We start from the raw sequence: 17,846 nt of genomic DNA, 5'->3' as shown, positions 1-17,846 counted from the left end.
GTTATCCGACGGACCCTTCCATCTGCAGTTCAATCAGGCGGTTCAGCTCAAGTGCGTACTCCATGGGGAGTTCGCGGGCAATCGGCTCGATGAAGCCGCGGACGATCATCGCCATGGCCTCGTCTTCGCGCATGCCGCGGGACATCAGGTAGAAGAGCTGCTCTTCGCTGACCCGGGAAACAGTTGCCTCGTGGCCCATCACAACGTCATCCTCGCGGATGTCGATGTACGGGTAGGTGTCCGAGCGGCTGATCGTGTCAACGAGCAGCGCGTCGCAGCGGACGGTGTTGGCCGAGTGCTTGGCGCCTTCGCGGACCTGCACCAGGCCGCGGTACGCTGCACGTCCGCCGCCACGGGCCACGGACTTGGAAATGATGGAGCTCTTGGTGTTGGGCGCAATGTGCACCATCTTCGAGCCGGTGTCCTGGTGCTGGCCTTCGCCGGCGAACGCGATGGACAGCGTCTCGCCCTTGGCGTGCTCGCCCACGAGGTAGACGGCAGGGTACTTCATGGTGACCTTGGAGCCGATGTTGCCGTCGACCCATTCCATGGTGGCGCCCTCTTCGCAGATGGCACGCTTGGTCACCAGGTTGTACACGTTGTTGGACCAGTTCTGGATGGTGGTGTAGCGGACGCGGGCGCCCTTCTTCACGATGATCTCCACCACGGCGGAGTGCAGCGAGTCCGAGGTGTAGATCGGCGCGGTGCAGCCTTCGATGTAGTGGACGTAGGAGTCCTCGTCCGCGATGATCAGGGTCCGCTCGAACTGGCCCATGTTTTCCGTGTTGATGCGGAAGTATGCCTGCAGCGGGATGTCCACGTGGACGCCCTTGGGGACGTAGACGAAGGAGCCGCCGGACCAGACGGAGGTGTTCAGCGACGCGAACTTGTTGTCGCCCACGGGGATCACCGTGCCGAAGTACTCCTGGAAGATCTCGGGGTGTTCCTTGAGCGCGGTGTCGGTGTCCAGGAAGATGACACCCTGCCGCTCAAGGTCCTCACGCAGCTGGTGGTACACCACCTCGGACTCGTACTGGGCGGCGACACCGGACACCAGGCGCTGCTTTTCAGCTTCGGGGATGCCCAGCTTGTCGTACGTGTTCTTGATGTCCTCGGGCAGGTCTTCCCATGTGGCAGCCTGCTTCTCCGTGGAGCGGACGAAGTACTTGATGTTGTCGAAGTCGATGCCGGAAAGGTCCGCACCCCAGGTGGGCATGGGCTTGCGGTCGAAGTACTTCAGGCCTTTGAGGCGGAGGTCAAGCATCCACTCCGGCTCGCTCTTCTTGGCCGAAATGTCCCGGACCACTTCTTCGTTGAGCCCACGGCGTGCGTTGGCGCCGGCATCGTTCTTGTCGGCCCAGCCGTACTCGTAGTTGCCGATGCCGTGAAGCTCGGGATTCTTCTCGAGAATCTCCGAGATCACAGTGTTTTCGGCTACTGCTTTCTCTGATAGTTGGTCCGTCATCACGGCCTTTCTTGCTGATGGTTGTTTTCTTCAGTCAGGCTGGCGGGGGCTGCCGGGGGCGTTGTGGGCCCTCCGGCAGACAGCCGGCCTGTGGGTATATGGGTGGTGCAGACGTGGCCGCCGCGGGCCAGGGTGGAAAGCCGGCGCACGTCAACGCCCACCAGCCTGGAGAAGACTTCGGTTTCCACGTCGCAGAACACGGGGAAGCGGGCCGCGAGCTGCTGGATGGGGCAGTGGCCCTGGCAGAGCTGGACGCTGGAAAGCGCGGCGGGCAGCGGAGCTTTGGCTTCTATGGAGGCTGCCGATGCCACGAAGTTGTCGCGGCTCAGGGCGTCCGCCAGGGCCTTGGCGCGGTCGGTGATGTCCGGGCCGGCCTGGTCGATTTCCGGGGCGTACCGGCGTTCCATGTCGGCGAAACGCTCGACGGCGAAGGCCCGCACGGCGTCCGGACCGGCTACCTTCTGGAGCTGCTGGAGGGCGAGGGCGGCAATGTCGAGGTAGTCGTTGCCGAGGCTCGACTGGCCCTGGGAGCTGAGCACGTAGCGCCGTGCCGGACGGCCTGCGCCGCTGCCGGACTTTGCCACCCGCTTGACCTCGATGACGCCGGCACGGGACAGGTGGTCCAGGTGCCTGCGGACGGCGGCCGGGGTGAACCCCAGGAGGTCGCCCAGTTCGGCTGCGCTGACGGGTCCGTGTTCCAGGACGGCCGCGAGGACGCGGTCCCGCGTGCGCTCGTCGGCGTCAGCTACCGGCCCGGCGGGCAGGGCGCCGCGTTCCGCTGTAACAGCGGAGGCCCCGTGCCGGGCAACAGGCACAGCAGTAGCGTTGGTCATGGAATACACAACATAATAGTGTCGTAATTTGGTCCCGCATTCCAGTAAGGCGAGGCTGACCTGACCCGGCAGGCAGCGGACTGCCGGCAATACTACTTCCCGTAGAATACTGGGGTGCGATCGCCCCTGTCCCCCGTCCTGTCCATCAACGGGCTCATTAAAGATGTAGGCCCGCTTTCCAGCATGGATGGAAGAATGCTCCGGGTGGTGAGCGGCGTCTCGCTCTCAGCCGGGCGCGGGCAGGTCACAGCGCTGCTGGGCGCCAACGGCGCCGGGAAGACCACCACCCTGGAATGCGCGCAGGGCCTGCAGAAGCGCAGCGGCGGGAGCATCTCGCTGCTCGGCCAGGACCCGGCGACGGCCGGGGCGGAGCTGCGCTCCCGCGTAGGCGTGATGCTTCAGGACGGCGGCCTCCCGCCGTCGGCAAGGCCTATCCCCTTGCTGCGGCATATTGCCGGACTCTACGCCCGCCCGTGGGCCGTGGACGACCTCATCCAAAGGCTCGGCATCGACACCTTCAGCCGGACCACCGTCCGCCGGCTTTCAGGCGGGCAAAAGCAACGCCTGGCCCTCGCCGCCGCCCTGGTCGGAAGGCCGGAGGTCCTCTTCCTCGACGAACCCAGCGCAGGACTGGATCCGCAGTCCCGCCAACTGGTGTTCGAGCTGATCGGCGAGCTGCGCGATGGGGGGATGGGCATCATCCTCACCACGCACCTGATGGATGACGCCCAGCGGCTGGCGGACTACGTCTACATCATTGACGGCGGCCGCAACGTCGCCGAGGGAACAGTCCAGGAACTGCTGCAGCGCGGACCCGCCGTGGACGCCGGCACGGACCACGTGCGCACCCTCACCTTCGACGCGAAGCCGGGACTGGACCTGTCCGGAGTGCTGCCCGCCGACGTCGTGGTCCTGGAGGAGCGGGCCGGAAGCTACACCGCCACAGGCACCCTGACTCCCCGGCACCTTGCCACGCTCGCCGAATGGTGGGCAGTGCACGACGTCATGCCCGCCGCCATGTCGTTGCAGGCGCGTAGCCTTGAAGACGTCTTTCTGGACATCTCGGGAAAGGACATCCGATGAACCCGACCCCCTCTGGCACCGCTCCCGCAGCAGGGGCCGGAGCACCCGCCCGGCAGCAGCCCGCATCCCTGCTCCGGCGCATCCTGCTGCAGGGCAAATACGAGGCGCTGGCGATGCTGCGGAACGGCGAGCAACTGATCCTCGCTGTGGTCCTGCCGCTGCTGGCGCTCGTTGGCCTGACAGTGACCCCGTTCCTGGACGGCCTGGGGCCGAGCCGCATCGACGTGGCGGTCCCGGGGATCCTTGCCCTCTGCGCCATGTCCACAGCCTTTACGGGGCAGGGCATCGCCACGGGATTCGACCGCCGGTACGGTGTGCTGCGTTTCCTGTCCACCACCCCCCTGGGCCGGGGCGGGCTGATCGCCGGCAAGGTGCTTTCCGTGCTGGCGGTGCTCTGCCTGCAGGTTTGCGTGGTGGCTGCGGTTGGGCTTGGCCTCGGATGGCAGCCGACGGCGGCCGGCTGGGTCCCCGGGCTGCTCCTCCTCGCGCTGGGCGCGGCGGCCTTTACCGCCCTGGGGCTGCTGGTGGCCGGAACCGTCCGACCCGAAGCAACCCTGGCAATCACCAACCTGCTCTGGATCCTCCTCGGGGCCCTGGGCGGGATCGTGATTCCTGCGGAACGCCTGCCCGCCGCGGCCCAGCAGATCGTTGGACTCCTGCCCTCGGGCGCACTCGGTGAAGCCCTGCGGGACGCCTTCCTGCACGGTGCGCTGAATGGCGCCGCCTCCCTCATACTGGTGCTCTGGACAGTTATTGCCGGGGCCGCAGCAATCCGTTGGTTCAAGTGGAATTGAGATACTCGTGAGCACCGCCTTCCGCCTTCCCCAGTTCGCCGGCCGCCTCGCGTCGCGGCTGCCCCGCACCGTGGACGCAAGTGTTCGGCGCCTGGCCGTGGCCTCCCTGATCGGGCAGACCATGCTGGTGCTGACCGGTGGAGCCGTCCGGCTGACGTCCTCCGGGCTGGGCTGCCCCACCTGGCCCCGCTGCACGGACACGTCCCTGGTGAACACGCCCGAGATGGGAATCCACGGGTTCATCGAGTTCGGCAACCGCCTCCTCACCTTCGCCCTGGCCGCCGTCGCCGCGCTGATGCTGGTGTACCTGTGGAACCTCCGCAAGGAGCGCCGCGACCTCTTCCTGCTGGCGCTGGGCCTGCTGGCCAGCATCCCCGCCCAGGCCGTGATCGGCGGCATCACCGTCCTCACCAACCTCAACCCCTGGGTGGTGGGCCTCCACTTCCTGGTCTCCATGGCACTGGTGGTGCTCGCCACGCTGCTGGTCAACCGGGCGTTCGGCCGGACCGGCCGGTTCCGCACTGTCTCCCTCGCCCCCCTGCCGGGGGTCATGCGCCCGGTGACGGCCGCCGTCGCGCTTTTTTCCGCCCTCGCCGTCATGCTGGGCGTGGTGGTCACCGGAGCCGGTCCGCACGCAGGAGACGCCGATGCACCGCGCAACGGTCTGGACTGGGACCTGTTCTCCCACATCCACGCCGTCCCGGCCTACCTGGTGACGGCAGGAACCCTGGTGGCGCTCGCGCTGGTGCTTCTGCGGCGGATCACTGGCCCCATCCGGACGGCGGTCCTCGGCCTCCTTGGCGTCACCCTGCTCCAGGCCGTCATCGGATTCACCCAGTACTACAACGGCGTCCCGGCCCTGCTCGTGGCAGCCCACATGCTCGGCGCCGCAATGCTCATGGGCGCTGCAACAAACGCCTGGGACATCGCCAAGTCAAGCCCCGTGGCCTGACCCCGCTCCCCTGCCAAGGGCGCCCCGGTTCGTGAACCGGGGCGCCCTTTTGCCTGCCTGCCGATGCCGCGCTCAGCCCGCAGGCGCGTGGGCCGTGGACATCTCCGCGGCTTGTTCCGGGTCCAGGAACTCGATGCCCGCCTGGCGCACAAGCACCACCCGGGCCGTGGCGATGTCGTAGAAGAGGCCTGTTGCCTGGACACGACCGTCGGCCAGGACGGGACCTGCCACCGGATGGCTTTCCAGCTTGGCCAGCTGGACCGCGACGTTCACCATGCCCAGCTGGTCCACCCGGCAATACCCTGCGGCAGCGGCACTGGCGGCCACCGGATGGTCCGCCAGCAATTCGAGGTAGCTGGGGCGGGCATGCTCCAGCCAGGCGTCAAAACCGGCACCAAGTCCGGGATTGCCCGCACCTTCGGCGTCGGCGATGACGGCCTTCATGGCTCCACAGTTCGAGTGCCCACAGATCACGATCGAGTCCACCTCCAGGCCCTTCAGGGCAAAGGAGAGGGCCGAGTCGATCGAGGCGTCCTGGCCGTCATGGCACACAACGTTGCCGATGTTCCGCAACGTCAGCAGGTCGCCGGGGCCACTGCTGGTGATCAGGTTGGGGTTCACGCGCGAGTCCACGCAGGCCACGAACAGGGTGTCCGGGTTCTGCCCTTCCGCCAGGTCCTGCACCAGCGGCCGGACCTTGTCAGCGAAGCGCCGGTGGTACTTGTTGATGCCCAGCAGGACCGGTGATGGCGGCAGCGTGCTTTGTCCTTCATTTCCCTCCGCCAGTTCGTCCGGGTCTGGCTGCCACGAGGTCCTGGGTGGGAGCGGAAGCTCCTGCGCTTCCTGGCGCTTCGGCGCCCGGTCCGCCGCGTCCTGGAACAGGGTGTTCCCGTGATGTTCAAGGAGGACAGCACCGCCGGCGGCCTGGTACTGCTGCTGCCAGGCGAGCAGGGCCTCGCGGAACGCATGGTCCACGTAGTCCGCGTTGAGCTCCACAAGCACGTGTTCCCCGGCCGGGACCGAGTGCAGCACGCGGTTGAGCCGCGGGAGTGCGAAGAAGCTGCACGAACCGTCGATGGTTACCCGCCAGGACCTGGACGGCGGAACAGGCGCCTGCGCGTGGACTGTTGCCCGCAGCACGCGCCACAGCACACTGGCCGCCGCGAGTGCCAGGCCGATCATGACGCCTTCCAGCAGGTTCAGGAAGACCACGCACAGCAGGGTCACGGCATAGATCAGCAGGTCACCCGTCCGGAGGCTGGTGCGGATGTCTGCCACCTTGATCAGGCGGGCGCCGATGACCACCAGGAGTCCTGCGAGGACGGACAGCGGGATCAGCTGGATCAGCCCTGCGAAGAGTGCGGAGAAGGCCAGCACCCAAACACCGTGCAGGACGGCGGAGGCCCGGGTCGCAGCGCCGGCCTCCACATTGGTGGCGCTGCGGACGATCACCCCGGTGACAGGCAGGCCGCCCAGCGATCCGGAAACGATATTGGCAGCACCCTGTCCCACCAGCTCGCGGTTCAGGTTGGTCCGGGGCCCGTGCTGCATTTTGTCCACGGCGACGGCGGACAGGAGGGACTCGATGCTGGCGATCAGCGCCATCGTCAGGACGGCGAACGCCGCTGCCCGCCAGCTGCCGTCGGGCAGCTGCGGCAACGCGACGGCGTCAAAGATTGAACCGGTGAAAGAGATACGTTCAACAGCAGGGGCGAACGCCACCGACAGTGCCGTGCCGGCAGCGACGGCGGCCAGCGGCCCCGGGACACGGCGCGCCGCGGCGGGCAGGTACTTCCAGCCCAGGAGGATAGCGACGACGGTAAGGCCCAGGAGGGCGGCGTGCAGTTCGACGCCGGTGATGGCTGCGGGCAGGGCCCCGAGGTTCTCGAGGGCTGAGCCGGCTGGCTGCGACCCGAGCAGGACGTGGACCTGCTGCAGGATGATGGTGACCCCGATGCCGGCCAGCATGGCTTTGACCACCACGGGCGAGACGGCAAGCGCGGCACGCCCCACACGGCTGATGCCCAGCAGCAGCTGGACAACGCCGGCTGCCGCGGTAATGGCGCAGGTCACCTGCCAGCCGAACTCCTGGGCAGTGCCGGCGACGACGACGGTCAGGCCGGCGGCCGGGCCGCTCACCTGCAGCGGCGACCCGCCCAGGCTCCCCGCCACGAGGCCGCCGACTGCGGCAGCGATAAGGCCGGCCATAACGGGGGCGCCGGACGCCGCGGCAATTCCCAATGACAGTGGCAGGGCAACGAGGAACACCACCAGCGAAGCAGGCACGTCGGCCGCAAGATGGGCCACGAAGCCCGGCCGGCGGAACCCGTACCGGTTGCCTGTGCCACCCGGCGGCGGGCTATGGATTGGGGCTTCAGCTGTTGCTGGGTGCGGCGGTTGTGCCATGGAACTTCCTTTGCTTGGGAGCAGGACCAGTTCCACCGTAACCACACGGTCACGGGGCATGACAGGTTAAAGTGACCAACATGACACTTTCTGTCATAAATGCAGCAGTGTCTATTTGCCCCGGCACTCTGTCACATCCGGGGCCAAGAAAAAACCTCCCCCGGCCGCGGCCGGGGGAGGTTCAAAGTCTGCGGGATTGTGGAGTCAGCCGGCCATGACGGCGGGGCCGATGAACGGGTCCACAGCCAGGGCGATAAACAGGAGGGTGAGGTAGCTGATGGAACCGTGGAAGACCTTCATGGCCCGCTTGTCCGAGATGTCCTCACGCTGGGCCCTGTTGTAGAGCGCGTGTGACTCGTAGAGGAACCAGGCGCCCGCAAGGACGGCAGTGACGGTGTAGACCCATCCGGCTCCACCGGCCGGAACCATGAGCAAGGAGCAGGCCACCATGGCCCAGGCGTAGAGGACCACCTGCACGGAGACCACCTTGGCGCCGGCGATGGCGCCGAGCATGGGGACCTTGGCGTTGCGGTAGTCCTCGCCGTAGCGCATGGACAGCGGCCAGTAGTGCGGGGGCGTCCAGAGGAAGATCACCATGAAGAGGATGACGGCCGGCCATTCCACCGAGTTGGTGACCGCCGCCCAGGCAATCAGCACAGGGAAGCAGCCTGCCGCCCCGCCCCACACGATGTTTTGCGCGGTCCGGCGCTTGAGGATGATCGTATAGATCACCACGTAGAAGAAGATGGCGCCCAACCCGAGCCAGGCTGACAAGGGGTTCGCACCGAACCACAGGATCGCGATGGCGGCGGCACCCAGGAGCCACGAGAAGATCAGTGCCTCACGCGGCGTGACCTCACCGGTGACCAGCGGGCGGTTCTCGGTGCGGTGCATCAGTTTGTCGATGTCGCGGTCGATATAGCAGTTGAAGGCTCCGGCGCTGCCGGCCGCGAAGGCGCCGCCAACCAGCGTGGCGAGAATGAGCCCGATGGACGGAAAGCCGCGCTCTGCGTAGATCATGGTGGGCAGTGTGCTGACCAGGAGCAGTTCAATGACCCGGGGCTTCGTGAGGGCGAGATACGCCTTTGCCTTACGGGCGATCCCGGGCCGCGAAGCCCGTGATGCGTTCAGCGTCGTATCTGTTGTGCTCACGGTGGCAGTCACCCGTTCTGTTGGCAGTTCTGTCTGGCTGTCCAGCTGTGTCGTCCGGCCCCGCCCCAAACCGGGCGCCCGCGGAACAGTGATCCACGCAACAGCGGGAGTCCGGGCGGCTGGCAAGTGTCCCCCAACCCGGCGCTGGCCTCCGAATATCATACCGCGCCGGCCTCCACGCCACCGCCCGTCCGCCGACACCGGCAATCGGCACCCGCCAGGCCTTCTGTTGGTGGTGGTGATCGCTCGCGCGCCAATTCGAGCAGATTAACTCAACCTCACTTCAGACGCATTCACATAAGCGGAAATTGCGTCCAAAACGTGAGATTTGGGCCGCCCGGAGAATGGAATAGAGCTAAGCTGTCACCAGATCAGCACGCAGCAAGGAAGCGGTGGAAAACGCATTCCCAACTGCCAGTGGCTGAGTGAAAGATCAACGTTTCGATGGTGAACGGCTGGTACACACCGCAGCGGGCGCCACACAGCGTGCCTTCATGCGGATCCGGTGTGCCACCTGCCATCAGCACAGAGAGGGGCCCGGTTTTCGTGCCACATTTGGAAGAGCAAGAACTGTCCTGGACTAGCCTGGACCAGCGTGCGGTGGACACTGTCCGCGTACTGGCCGCGGACGCGGTGGAGAAGGTTGGCAACGGCCACCCCGGAACGGCCATGAGCCTGGCGCCGGCCGCGTACCTTCTTTTCCAGAAGCTGATGCGCCATGACCCACGGAATCCCGACTGGCTGGGCCGTGACCGCTTCGTCCTGTCCCCGGGCCACACTTCCCTGACCCTGTACATCCAGCTTTTCCTGTCCGGCTACGGCTTGGAACTGAAGGACCTCGAGGCCCTGCGCACCTGGGATTCACTGACGCCCGGCCACCCTGAGTACAAGCACACGGCCGGCGTCGAGATCACCACGGGCCCGCTGGGCCAGGGCCTTGCGTCGTCCGTTGGGTTCGCCTACTCCCAGCGCCGGATGCGCGGCCTGTTCGACGCCGATGCTGCCGCCGGCACCAGCCCGTTCGACCACACCATCTGGGTCATCGCGTCCGACGGCGACCTCCAGGAAGGCGTCACGGCAGAGGCTTCCTCGCTCGCCGGCCACCAGGAACTCGGCAACCTCGTGGTGGTTTACGACGAGAACCACATCTCCATCGAGGACGATACCGACATCGCCTTCACCGAGGATGTCCTGAAGCGCTACGAGGCCTACGGCTGGCACGTCCAGCGCGTCGACTGGACCAAGACCGGCGAATACAAGGAAGACGTCCAGGAACTCTACTCGGCACTCCTTGCTGCCAAGGCTGAGACGTCCAAGCCCTCCATCGTCTCGCTGCGCACCATCATCGGCTACCCGGCGCCCAAGAAGCAGAACACCGGCAAGATCCACGGTTCCGCCCTTGGTGCCGAGGAAGTGGCAGCCCTCAAGGAGGTCCTGGGCTTCGACCCCGCCAAGTCCTTCGATGTCGACCAGGACGTTCTTGCCCACGCCCGTGCGGTGGTGGACAGGGGTGCTGCTGCCCGCAAGGAATGGGAGGAGTCCTTCAACGCCTGGCAGGCCGCCAACCCCACCGGCGCCGAGCTCCTGCAGCGCATCGAGGCCAAGGAACTTCCCGACGGCGTCGACGCAGCCCTTCCGGTCTTCCCGGCCGGCAAGGATGTCTCCACCCGCGCGGCCTCCGGCAAGGTCCTGAACGCACTGGGCCCCGTCCTCCCCGAACTCTGGGGCGGTTCCGCTGACCTTGCGGAGTCGAACAACACCACCATCGAGGGCTCGCCGTCGTTCGTTCCTGCCTCCAAGCAGACCGACGCCTGGTCCGGCAACCCGTACGGCCGCGTGCTGCACTTCGGCATCCGCGAGCACGCCGCGGCGTCGATTGTGAACGGCATCAGCCTGCACGGACGGACCCGCGCATTCTCCGGCACGTTCCTGATCTTCAGCGACTACCAGCGGCCCGCCATCCGCCTCGGCGCCCTGATGGGTGTTCCGTCGCTGTACGTCTGGACGCACGACTCCATCGGCCTCGGCGAAGACGGCCCCACCCACCAGCCGGTGGAACAGCTCGCTTCCCTGCGCGCCATTGTGGGCCTGGATGTTGTCCGCCCCGGTGACGCCAACGAGGTAGCCGTCGCCTGGAAGACCATGCTGGAGAACCACAGCAACCCCGCCGGCATCGTGCTGACCCGCCAGAACATCCCCACCTGGGAGCGCGGTGACGGCGAGGCCGACGGCGACACCTTCGGTTCCGTTGCCGGCGTCGCCAAGGGCGGCTACGTCCTTGCCGAAGCATCGAAGGACGGCGCCACCGTCCCGGCCGACGTCATCCTCATCGGCACCGGTTCCGAGGTCCAGCTGGCCGTCCAGGCCCGTGAGGCCCTGCAGGCTGAAGGCATCGCCGCCCGCGTTGTCTCCATGCCCTGCGTTGAATGGTTCAACAAGCAGGACGCCGCCTACCGCGAGTCCGTGCTCCCCGCCGCCGTCAAGGCCCGCGTATCCGTCGAAGCAGGACTTGCCCTCGGCTGGAGGGAATTCGTCGGCGACGCCGGCCGTTCCGTCAGCCTGGAGCACTACGGCGCTTCCGCGGACTACAAGCGCCTCTTCCAGGAGTTCGGCATCACCGCAGAGGCCGTCGCCGCTGCCGCCAAGGACTCCCTCGCAGGCCTCCAGGCCTAACCAACGATTTCCAGGAGATACAGAACAATGACTACTCCCACCCAGCAGCTCTCCGACGCCGGAGTTTCCATCTGGCTTGATGACCTTTCCCGCGGACGCCTGGACACCGGCACCCTGGCGAAGCTCATCGAAGAGAAGAACGTCGTTGGCGTAACCACCAACCCGTCGATCTTCCACGCCGCGATCACCGCAGGCACCGACTACGACGCCACCATCGCCAAGCAGGCAGCAGCAGGCGCAAGCGTCGAGGACACCATCTTCGAGATCACCACCACCGACGTCGCGGACGCCTGCGACCTCTTCGCACCGGTGGCCGCAGCCACCAAGGGCGTTGACGGACGCGTCTCCATCGAGGTTGACCCCCGCCTGGCCTGGGACACGGCAGGCACCATCGCCGAAGCCAAGCACCTGTACAAGCGGGTCAACAAGGACAACGTCCTCATCAAGATCCCGGCCACCCTCGAGGGCCTCGAAGCCATCACCGCCACCCTGGCCGAGGGCATCAGCGTCAACGTGACACTGATCTTCTCCCTGGAGCGCTACCGCGCCGTTATTAACGCTTTCCAGTCCGGCCTGGAGCAGGCGAAGGAAAACGGCCACGATCTTTCCAGGATCCACTCCGTGGCCTCGTTCTTCGTCTCCCGCGTGGATTCCGAGATCGACAAGCGCCTCGACGCCATCGGCACCGAGGAAGCCAAGGCACTCAAGGGCAAGGCCGGCCTGGCCAACGCCCGCCTGGCATACCAGGTCTACGAGGAGCTGTTCGCCACCGAACGCTGGGCACTGCTGGCCGAGGCCGGCGCACTCCCCCAGCGTCCCCTGTGGGCTTCCACCGGCGTGAAGGACCCGGCCTACCCGGACACTCTCTACGTCACCGAACTCGTTGCCCCGGGCGTCGTGAACACCATGCCCGAGAAGACCCTGGACGCAACCTTCGATCACGGAGTGGTCACCGGGGACACCGTCACCGGCACCTACGCCGAAGCGAACGCCACCCTCGACGCGCTGGAGAAGCTCGGCATCGCCTACAACGACGTCGTGGCACTCCTCGAATCCGAAGGCCTGGACAAGTTCGTGGCCAGCTGGAAGGAACTGCTGGCCGACGTCGAGGGCGCCCTCGCCTCTGCACGGAAGGCTTCCTAACCCACTATGACCACTCTCAGCTACGACGCCACCGGTGCCGCACAGCAGGCATTGGAACTGCACCTCCCCGTCCTCGTGGAGGAACGCATCGCCACCCGCATCTTCGCCAAGGACCACACCCTGTGGGGTCCCGATGCGGAGGCCGAATCGGCAATCCGCCTCGGGTGGGTGGAGGCTGCCACCGTCTCCCAGCCTCTGGTCAAGGACATCCTGGAACTCCGCGACGCCCTGACGTCAGAAGGCGTGACCCGCATTGTGCTGTGCGGCATGGGCGGCTCCTCGCTGGCTCCAGAGGTTATTGCCGGCACCGCCGGCGTCGAGCTGACAGTGCTGGACAGCACGGACCCCGACCAGGTCCGTGCAGCCCTCGCCGACCGGCTGGACGAGACCGCGATCGTGGTCTCGTCCAAGTCCGGTTCAACCGTTGAAACGGATTCCCAGCGGCGGGTCTTCGAGAAGGCGTTCAACGACGCCGGCATCAACGCCAAGAGCCGGATCATCATCGTCACCGATCCCGGTTCCCCACTGGACAAGGCCTCCCGCGAGGCCGGCTACCGTGCCGTCTTCAACGCCGACCCCAACGTGGGCGGACGCTTCTCCGCGCTGACCGCTTTCGGTCTTGTGCCCTCCGGCCTGGCCGGTGTGGACATCCAGGCCTTCCTGGATGAGGCCGAGGAAGCAGCGGAGATCCTCAACGATGATGCGCCGGAAAACATCGGCCTGGCACTCGGAACCGCCCTAGGCGGAACCAGCCCCCTTCGGAACAAGATCGTCATCGCCGAGGACGGCTCCGGCATTGCAGGCTTCGCCGACTGGGCCGAGCAGCTGATCGCCGAGTCCACCGGCAAGCTGGGCACCGGTGTGCTTCCGGTGGTTGCCGGCCCCACCTCGCCCGAGGTCACCGGCGGTGCGCCTGACGTCCTGGTGGTGCGGCTGGTGGCAGCCGATGCCGACGTCGAACTCGGTGAAAACGAGGTTGCCATCGCCGACGGGCTGCCCACCCAGATGATGGTCTGGGAGTTCGCCACTGCCGTGGCCGGACGCCTGCTGGGCATCAACCCGTTCGACCAGCCCGATGTCGAGGCCGCCAAGGTGGCTGCGCGCGGCCTGCTGGACGCCCAGCCCGAGCCCACTCCGGCAGCCTTCGTTGACGGAGCCATCGAGGTCCGCGGCGGTGACTGGCTCGGTGAGGCCCGCACCGCCGGGGACGCCGTGAAGGCACTGCTGGACACTCTGGAGAACGACAGCTACCTCAGCGTCCAGGCCTACTTCGACCGGCTGGCGTTTACGCAGCTCGAAGGCATCCGCGATGAGCTGGCCGCCGTCTCCGGCCGTCCCGTGACGTTCGGCTGGGGCCCCCGGTTCCTCCACTCAACGGGCCAGTTCCACAAGGGCGGCCCGGCCATCGGAGTGTTCCTCCAGGTCACGGCCGCATCCTCGGAGGACCTCGCCATCCCGGACCGTCCCTTCACGTTCGGTGAACTGATCGCCGCGCAGGCCGCCGGAGACGCCCAGGTCCTGTCCGACCACGGACGTCCCGTGCTTCGGCTGCACCTCACTGACCGGGCTGCCGGTGTGGCACAGTTGCAGGACATCATTGCTGCGCTGTCCGCCAGGTCAGCCTCCGTTACTGAAAGCTAAGGCACGAAAAGCACCATGCCAGAAACTGAATACGGCAGGAAGTCTGCTGGCCGTGGGCGGAATCCGCTCCGCGACCCGCGTGACCGCCGCCTGAACCGGATCGCCGGTCCGTCATCGCTGGTCCTCTTCGGAGTGACCGGTGACCTTGCCCGCAAGAAGCTCATGCCCGCCGTGTACGACCTCGCCAACCGTGGCCTGCTGCCCCCCAGCTTTGCCCTGGTGGGTTTTGCCCGGCGGCAGTGGGACAAGGAGGACTTCGCCGCCGAGGTGAAGGCCTCGGTGCAGGCTTACGCCCGCACCCCCTTTGATGAGGCAGTGTGGAACCAGCTCTCCGAGGGCATCAGGTTCGTGCAGGGAGAGTTCGACGACGACGACGCCTTTGAGCGGTTGGGCGAAGTCATCGATGAGCTTGATGAGCTGCGCGGCACCCGCGGGAACCACGCGTTCTATCTGTCCATCCCGCCCAAGGCCTTTGAACAGGTCTGCCGGCAGCTGTCCAAGCACGGCCTGGCACAGGCTGAGGGTGACAAGTGGCGCCGCGTGGTGATCGAGAAGCCGTTCGGGCACGACCTTGAGTCCGCCCGGCAGCTTAACGACATCGTCGAATCGGTGTTCCCGCCGGACGCGGTGTTCCGGATCGACCACTACCTGGGCAAGGAAACGGTCCAGAACATCCTGGCGCTGCGTTTCGCCAACCAGCTGTTCGAGCCGTTGTGGAACGCGAACTACGTGGACCACGTGCAGATCACCATGGCCGAGGACATCGGCACGGGCGGCCGCGCCGGGTACTACGACGGCGTGGGCGCGGCCCGCGACGTGATCCAGAACCACCTGCTCCAGCTGCTGGCCCTGACGGCGATGGAGGAGCCCATCTCCTTCAACGCCGACGACCTGCGCGCGGAGAAGGAAAAGGTCCTCGCCGCCGTCAAGCTCCCCGATGACCTCTCCACGCACTCCGCGCGCGGGCAGTTCACCGGAGGCTGGCAGGGTGGCGAACAGGTCCAGGGCTACCTGGAGGAGGAAGGCATCCCCGCCGATTCCACCACCGAGACCTTTGCCGCCATCCGGGTGGACATCCACACCCGCCGCTGGTCCGGGGTCCCGTTCTACCTGCGCGCAGGCAAGCGCCTGGGCCGGCGCGTGACGGAAATCGCCGTCGTGTTCAAGCGGGCGCCCAACCTGTTGTTCCGCGACCACGCCGAGGACGACTTCGGCCAGAACGCCGTGGTGATCCGTGTCCAGCCGGACGAAGGCGTCACCATCCGGTTCGGTTCAAAGGTCCCGGGCACCCAGATGGAAGTCCGGGACGTGACCATGGACTTCGGCTACGGCCACTCGTTCACCGAGTCCAGCCCCGAGGCGTACGAACGGCTGATCCTGGACGTGCTCCTGGGCGAGCCGCCGCTGTTCCCGCGGCACGAGGAAGTGGAGCTGTCCTGGAAGATCCTGGACCCGTTCGAGGAATACTGGGCCCAGTTGAACGAACAGCCCGAACCCTATGCACCGGGCAGCTGGGGCCCCGCCTCGGCTGACGAGCTGCTGGCCCGCGACGGACGAACCTGGAGAAGGCCATGATTGTAGACCTGCCGGACACCACCACCTCAACGGTTTCCAAGAAGATCATGTCCCTGCGTGAGCAGGGCGGCGTGATCGCCCTGGGCCGGGTGCTCACCCTGGTGGTGGTCACCAAGTCCGGGCTTGAGGAAGAAGCCATCGAGGCCGCCAACGAGGCCAGCCGTGAACATCCGTGCCGGATCATTGTCCTGGCCGACGCCGGAGCTACGGCTCCGGACCGCCTGGACGCCCAGATCCGCGTGGGCGGTGACGCCGGCGCCTCCGAGGTGATCGTGCTGCGCGGTTACGGGCAGCTCGCGCACGAGAGCGAGTCCCTGGTGGCCGCGCTGCTGCTCCCGGATGCACCGATCGTGGCCTGGTGGCCGCACGGCGCCCCGGAGAACGCCTGCGAAACCTCCATCGGACGGATCGCCCACCGCCGCATCACCGACTCCGCCAACGAGCCTGACCCGCAGCGTGCCCTGGAGAACATCCGGTCCACCTACAAAGCCGGTGACACGGACCTCGCCTGGACGCGCCTGACCAACTGGCGGATCCAGCTTGCCGCCGTCCTGGACCAGGTGGACTCCTCCCCCGTAACGGCAGTCGCCGTCGAGGGCGCCTCTGATTCCCCGAGCACCATCCTCCTCGCAGCCTGGCTGACGCTCACCCTGGACGCGCCGGTGACCATCGTTGCCGACCCGGCAGGCACGGGCATCCGGCGCGTGCGGCTGACACGGCCCGGCGGGGACATCCAGCTCTTCCGGCCGGGGTTGTCCGTGGCCGAGCTGACCCAGCCCGGCCAGCCGGCGCAGCGGATTTCGCTTCCGCGCCGCAGCCTGCGGGACTGCCTCGCCGAGGAGCTCCGCCGCCTGGACCCCGACGAGGTGTTTGGGGAAGTGATTACTATTGGACTGCCACGTACCAATCTAAGGAGCGTCCGACCCAGTGAGCGTTGACCCAAGAGTAAGCATTCATCCTGATTCGTCCGTCCTGATGGCCGCCATTGCCGCCCGCCTCATCACAAAGCTTGTTGATGTGCAGGATAAGTTCGGCGAGGCCACCGTGGTGCTGACCGGCGGAACCGTGGGCATCGGCACGCTCAAGGCGGTTGCGGACTCTCCGGCGGCTCCGGCCGTCGACTGGTCCAAGGTGAATTTCTGGTGGGGCGACGAGCGCTTCCTTCCCGGCGGGGACCCGGACCGGAACACCACCCAGGCGTTCGAAGCGCTGCTCTCGCACATACCCGTGGACCCCGAGCGGATCCACGCGCCCGGGTCCGCGGATGAATTCGGCGGCCCGGAAGAGGCAGCCGACGACTACGCCCGGAGGCTTCGGGAAGCTGCGGCGGCCGAGCACGCCGCGGACATGTCGGATGACCGGCCCGAAGAACCGGCTGCCCTGCCCCGCCTGGACGTTGTCCTGCTGGGCGTGGGCCCGGACGCGCATATCGCATCGCTGTTCCCTGAGCAGGCGGGCGTGCGTGAAAAGGAACGCACGGTGGTGGGTGTCCGGAATTCACCCAAGCCGCCGCCGCTGCGGGTTTCCCTGACGCTGCCGGCCATCAACACCGCTTCTGAGGTGTGGATGGTGGTGGCAGGAGAGGACAAGGCCGGCGCGGTAGGGCTGGCCCTGGCGGGCGCCAACCCGGTGCAGGTCCCCGCAGCAGGACCGCGTGGGACGTCCCGGACCCTGTGGCTTATTGACGAGAACGCCGCGTCACGTGTCCCGCAGCAGCTCGTCCGCAAGGACGCCGCGGGCGCGTAGTTTTTCCAGCGCTCCGGCCAGGACGTCTTCGGCGTCCTGGCCGGAGCGCCGTTCTTTAACGTATTCGAGGTGTGTCTTGTAGCCGTCGTCCATGGCGTCCGCGGCCGCCGCTGCCTGCCCGTCCCGTGACGCGGGTGCACCACAGCGCCGGCAGTCCCACACCAGCGGAATCTGGTCCTCCGGAAGCTTGACGAAGACCGGCCTGGTCTCGTGCCCCTTGGCGCACCAATAGGAAACCTGGATACGGGGCAGGGCCTTGCCGTGATCCTCGGACTCGAAGCTGAAACCCGTCCCTTCCGTGACGCCCGCACGGGTGCCGCGGAAGCCTGACGCCGGATGAATCATCGAAGGACTCCTGCCTGCTTAAACAGAAACTGTGGCTG

General features: G+C 66.8%; 14 protein-coding genes. 9 read left to right on the top strand and 5 right to left on the bottom strand.

The genetic code is table 11. The features are described from left to right. Window position 1: 1 nt before the first annotated feature. Both sufB and AC6CHP_RS05270 read right to left on the bottom strand, forming a co-directional pair. A complete protein-coding gene (gene sufB / locus AC6CHP_RS05275; RefSeq protein ID WP_104187272.1) occupies window positions 2-1,465 on the bottom strand; it encodes a Fe-S cluster assembly protein SufB in 1,464 nt (487 codons plus the stop codon). Next, complete coding sequence (locus AC6CHP_RS05270; RefSeq protein ID WP_377089429.1) at window positions 1,465-2,307, bottom strand: helix-turn-helix transcriptional regulator; 843 nt, start codon at window positions 2,305-2,307, stop codon at window positions 1,465-1,467. The genes sufB and AC6CHP_RS05270 overlap by 1 nt, the downstream gene beginning before the upstream one ends. Window positions 2,308-2,412: 105 nt before the next feature. Here AC6CHP_RS05270 and AC6CHP_RS05265 point away from each other — a divergent pair, with 105 nt between their 5' ends. Genes AC6CHP_RS05265 through AC6CHP_RS05255 form a run of 3 tightly spaced genes read left to right on the top strand, consistent with a single transcriptional unit; the run spans window position 2,413 to window position 5,127 of the window. Then, window positions 2,413-3,381, top strand: a complete 969-nt coding sequence (locus AC6CHP_RS05265; protein ID WP_498228420.1) for an ABC transporter ATP-binding protein — start codon at window positions 2,413-2,415, stop codon at window positions 3,379-3,381. Then, window positions 3,378-4,175, top strand: coding sequence for an ABC transporter permease (locus AC6CHP_RS05260; protein ID WP_498228418.1), 798 nt, complete (start codon window positions 3,378-3,380; stop codon window positions 4,173-4,175). The genes AC6CHP_RS05265 and AC6CHP_RS05260 overlap by 4 nt, the downstream gene beginning before the upstream one ends. Before the next feature lie 7 nt (window positions 4,176-4,182). Continuing rightward, complete coding sequence (locus AC6CHP_RS05255) at window positions 4,183-5,127, top strand: COX15/CtaA family protein (protein WP_498228416.1); 945 nt, start codon at window positions 4,183-4,185, stop codon at window positions 5,125-5,127. Window positions 5,128-5,199: 72 nt separating this feature from the next. Here the strand turns inward: AC6CHP_RS05255 and AC6CHP_RS05250 are convergent, their stop codons facing one another. After that, window positions 5,200-7,533: a SulP family inorganic anion transporter gene (locus AC6CHP_RS05250; protein WP_498228414.1), complete on the bottom strand. Its 2,334-nt coding sequence runs from the start codon at window positions 7,531-7,533 to the stop codon at window positions 5,200-5,202. Window positions 7,534-7,737: 204 nt separating this feature from the next. Further along, window positions 7,738-8,697: a heme o synthase gene (locus AC6CHP_RS05245; RefSeq protein WP_174174566.1), complete on the bottom strand. Its 960-nt coding sequence runs from the start codon at window positions 8,695-8,697 to the stop codon at window positions 7,738-7,740. 543 nt (window positions 8,698-9,240) lie between these two features. Here AC6CHP_RS05245 and tkt point away from each other — a divergent pair. Genes tkt through pgl form a run of 6 tightly spaced genes read left to right on the top strand, consistent with a single transcriptional unit; the run spans window position 9,241 to window position 17,463 of the window. Next, complete coding sequence (gene tkt / locus AC6CHP_RS05240; RefSeq protein WP_188730143.1) at window positions 9,241-11,358, top strand: transketolase; 2,118 nt, start codon at window positions 9,241-9,243, stop codon at window positions 11,356-11,358. Window positions 11,359-11,385: 27 nt separating this feature from the next. After that, the gene (tal, locus tag AC6CHP_RS05235; protein WP_188729800.1) at window positions 11,386-12,501 is read left to right on the top strand and encodes a transaldolase; all 1,116 of its coding nucleotides are present in this window, start codon (window positions 11,386-11,388) and stop codon (window positions 12,499-12,501) included. A 6-nt stretch (window positions 12,502-12,507) separates the two neighbouring features. After that, complete coding sequence (locus AC6CHP_RS05230; protein WP_498228411.1) at window positions 12,508-14,142, top strand: phosphoglucose isomerase-related protein; 1,635 nt, start codon at window positions 12,508-12,510, stop codon at window positions 14,140-14,142. Between the two features lie 15 nt (window positions 14,143-14,157). Continuing rightward, window positions 14,158-15,717, top strand: a complete 1,560-nt coding sequence (gene zwf / locus AC6CHP_RS05225) for a glucose-6-phosphate dehydrogenase (protein WP_174174572.1) — start codon at window positions 14,158-14,160, stop codon at window positions 15,715-15,717. Continuing rightward, a complete protein-coding gene (locus AC6CHP_RS05220; RefSeq protein ID WP_188729804.1) occupies window positions 15,714-16,655 on the top strand; it encodes a glucose-6-phosphate dehydrogenase assembly protein OpcA in 942 nt (313 codons plus the stop codon). The genes zwf and AC6CHP_RS05220 overlap by 4 nt, the downstream gene beginning before the upstream one ends. Beyond that, window positions 16,645-17,463, top strand: a complete 819-nt coding sequence (pgl, locus tag AC6CHP_RS05215) for a 6-phosphogluconolactonase (RefSeq protein ID WP_188729805.1) — start codon at window positions 16,645-16,647, stop codon at window positions 17,461-17,463. The genes AC6CHP_RS05220 and pgl overlap by 11 nt, the downstream gene beginning before the upstream one ends. Here the strand turns inward: pgl and AC6CHP_RS05210 are convergent. Beyond that, complete coding sequence (locus AC6CHP_RS05210) at window positions 17,416-17,808, bottom strand: RNA polymerase-binding protein RbpA (protein WP_104187296.1); 393 nt, start codon at window positions 17,806-17,808, stop codon at window positions 17,416-17,418. The genes pgl and AC6CHP_RS05210 overlap by 48 nt on opposite strands. Between the last annotated feature and the right edge of the window lie 38 nt (window positions 17,809-17,846).

The sequence above is a fragment of the Pseudarthrobacter sp. GQ63 genome (assembly GCF_059758765.1).
This window is presented reverse-complemented; position numbering and strand designations above follow the sequence as displayed.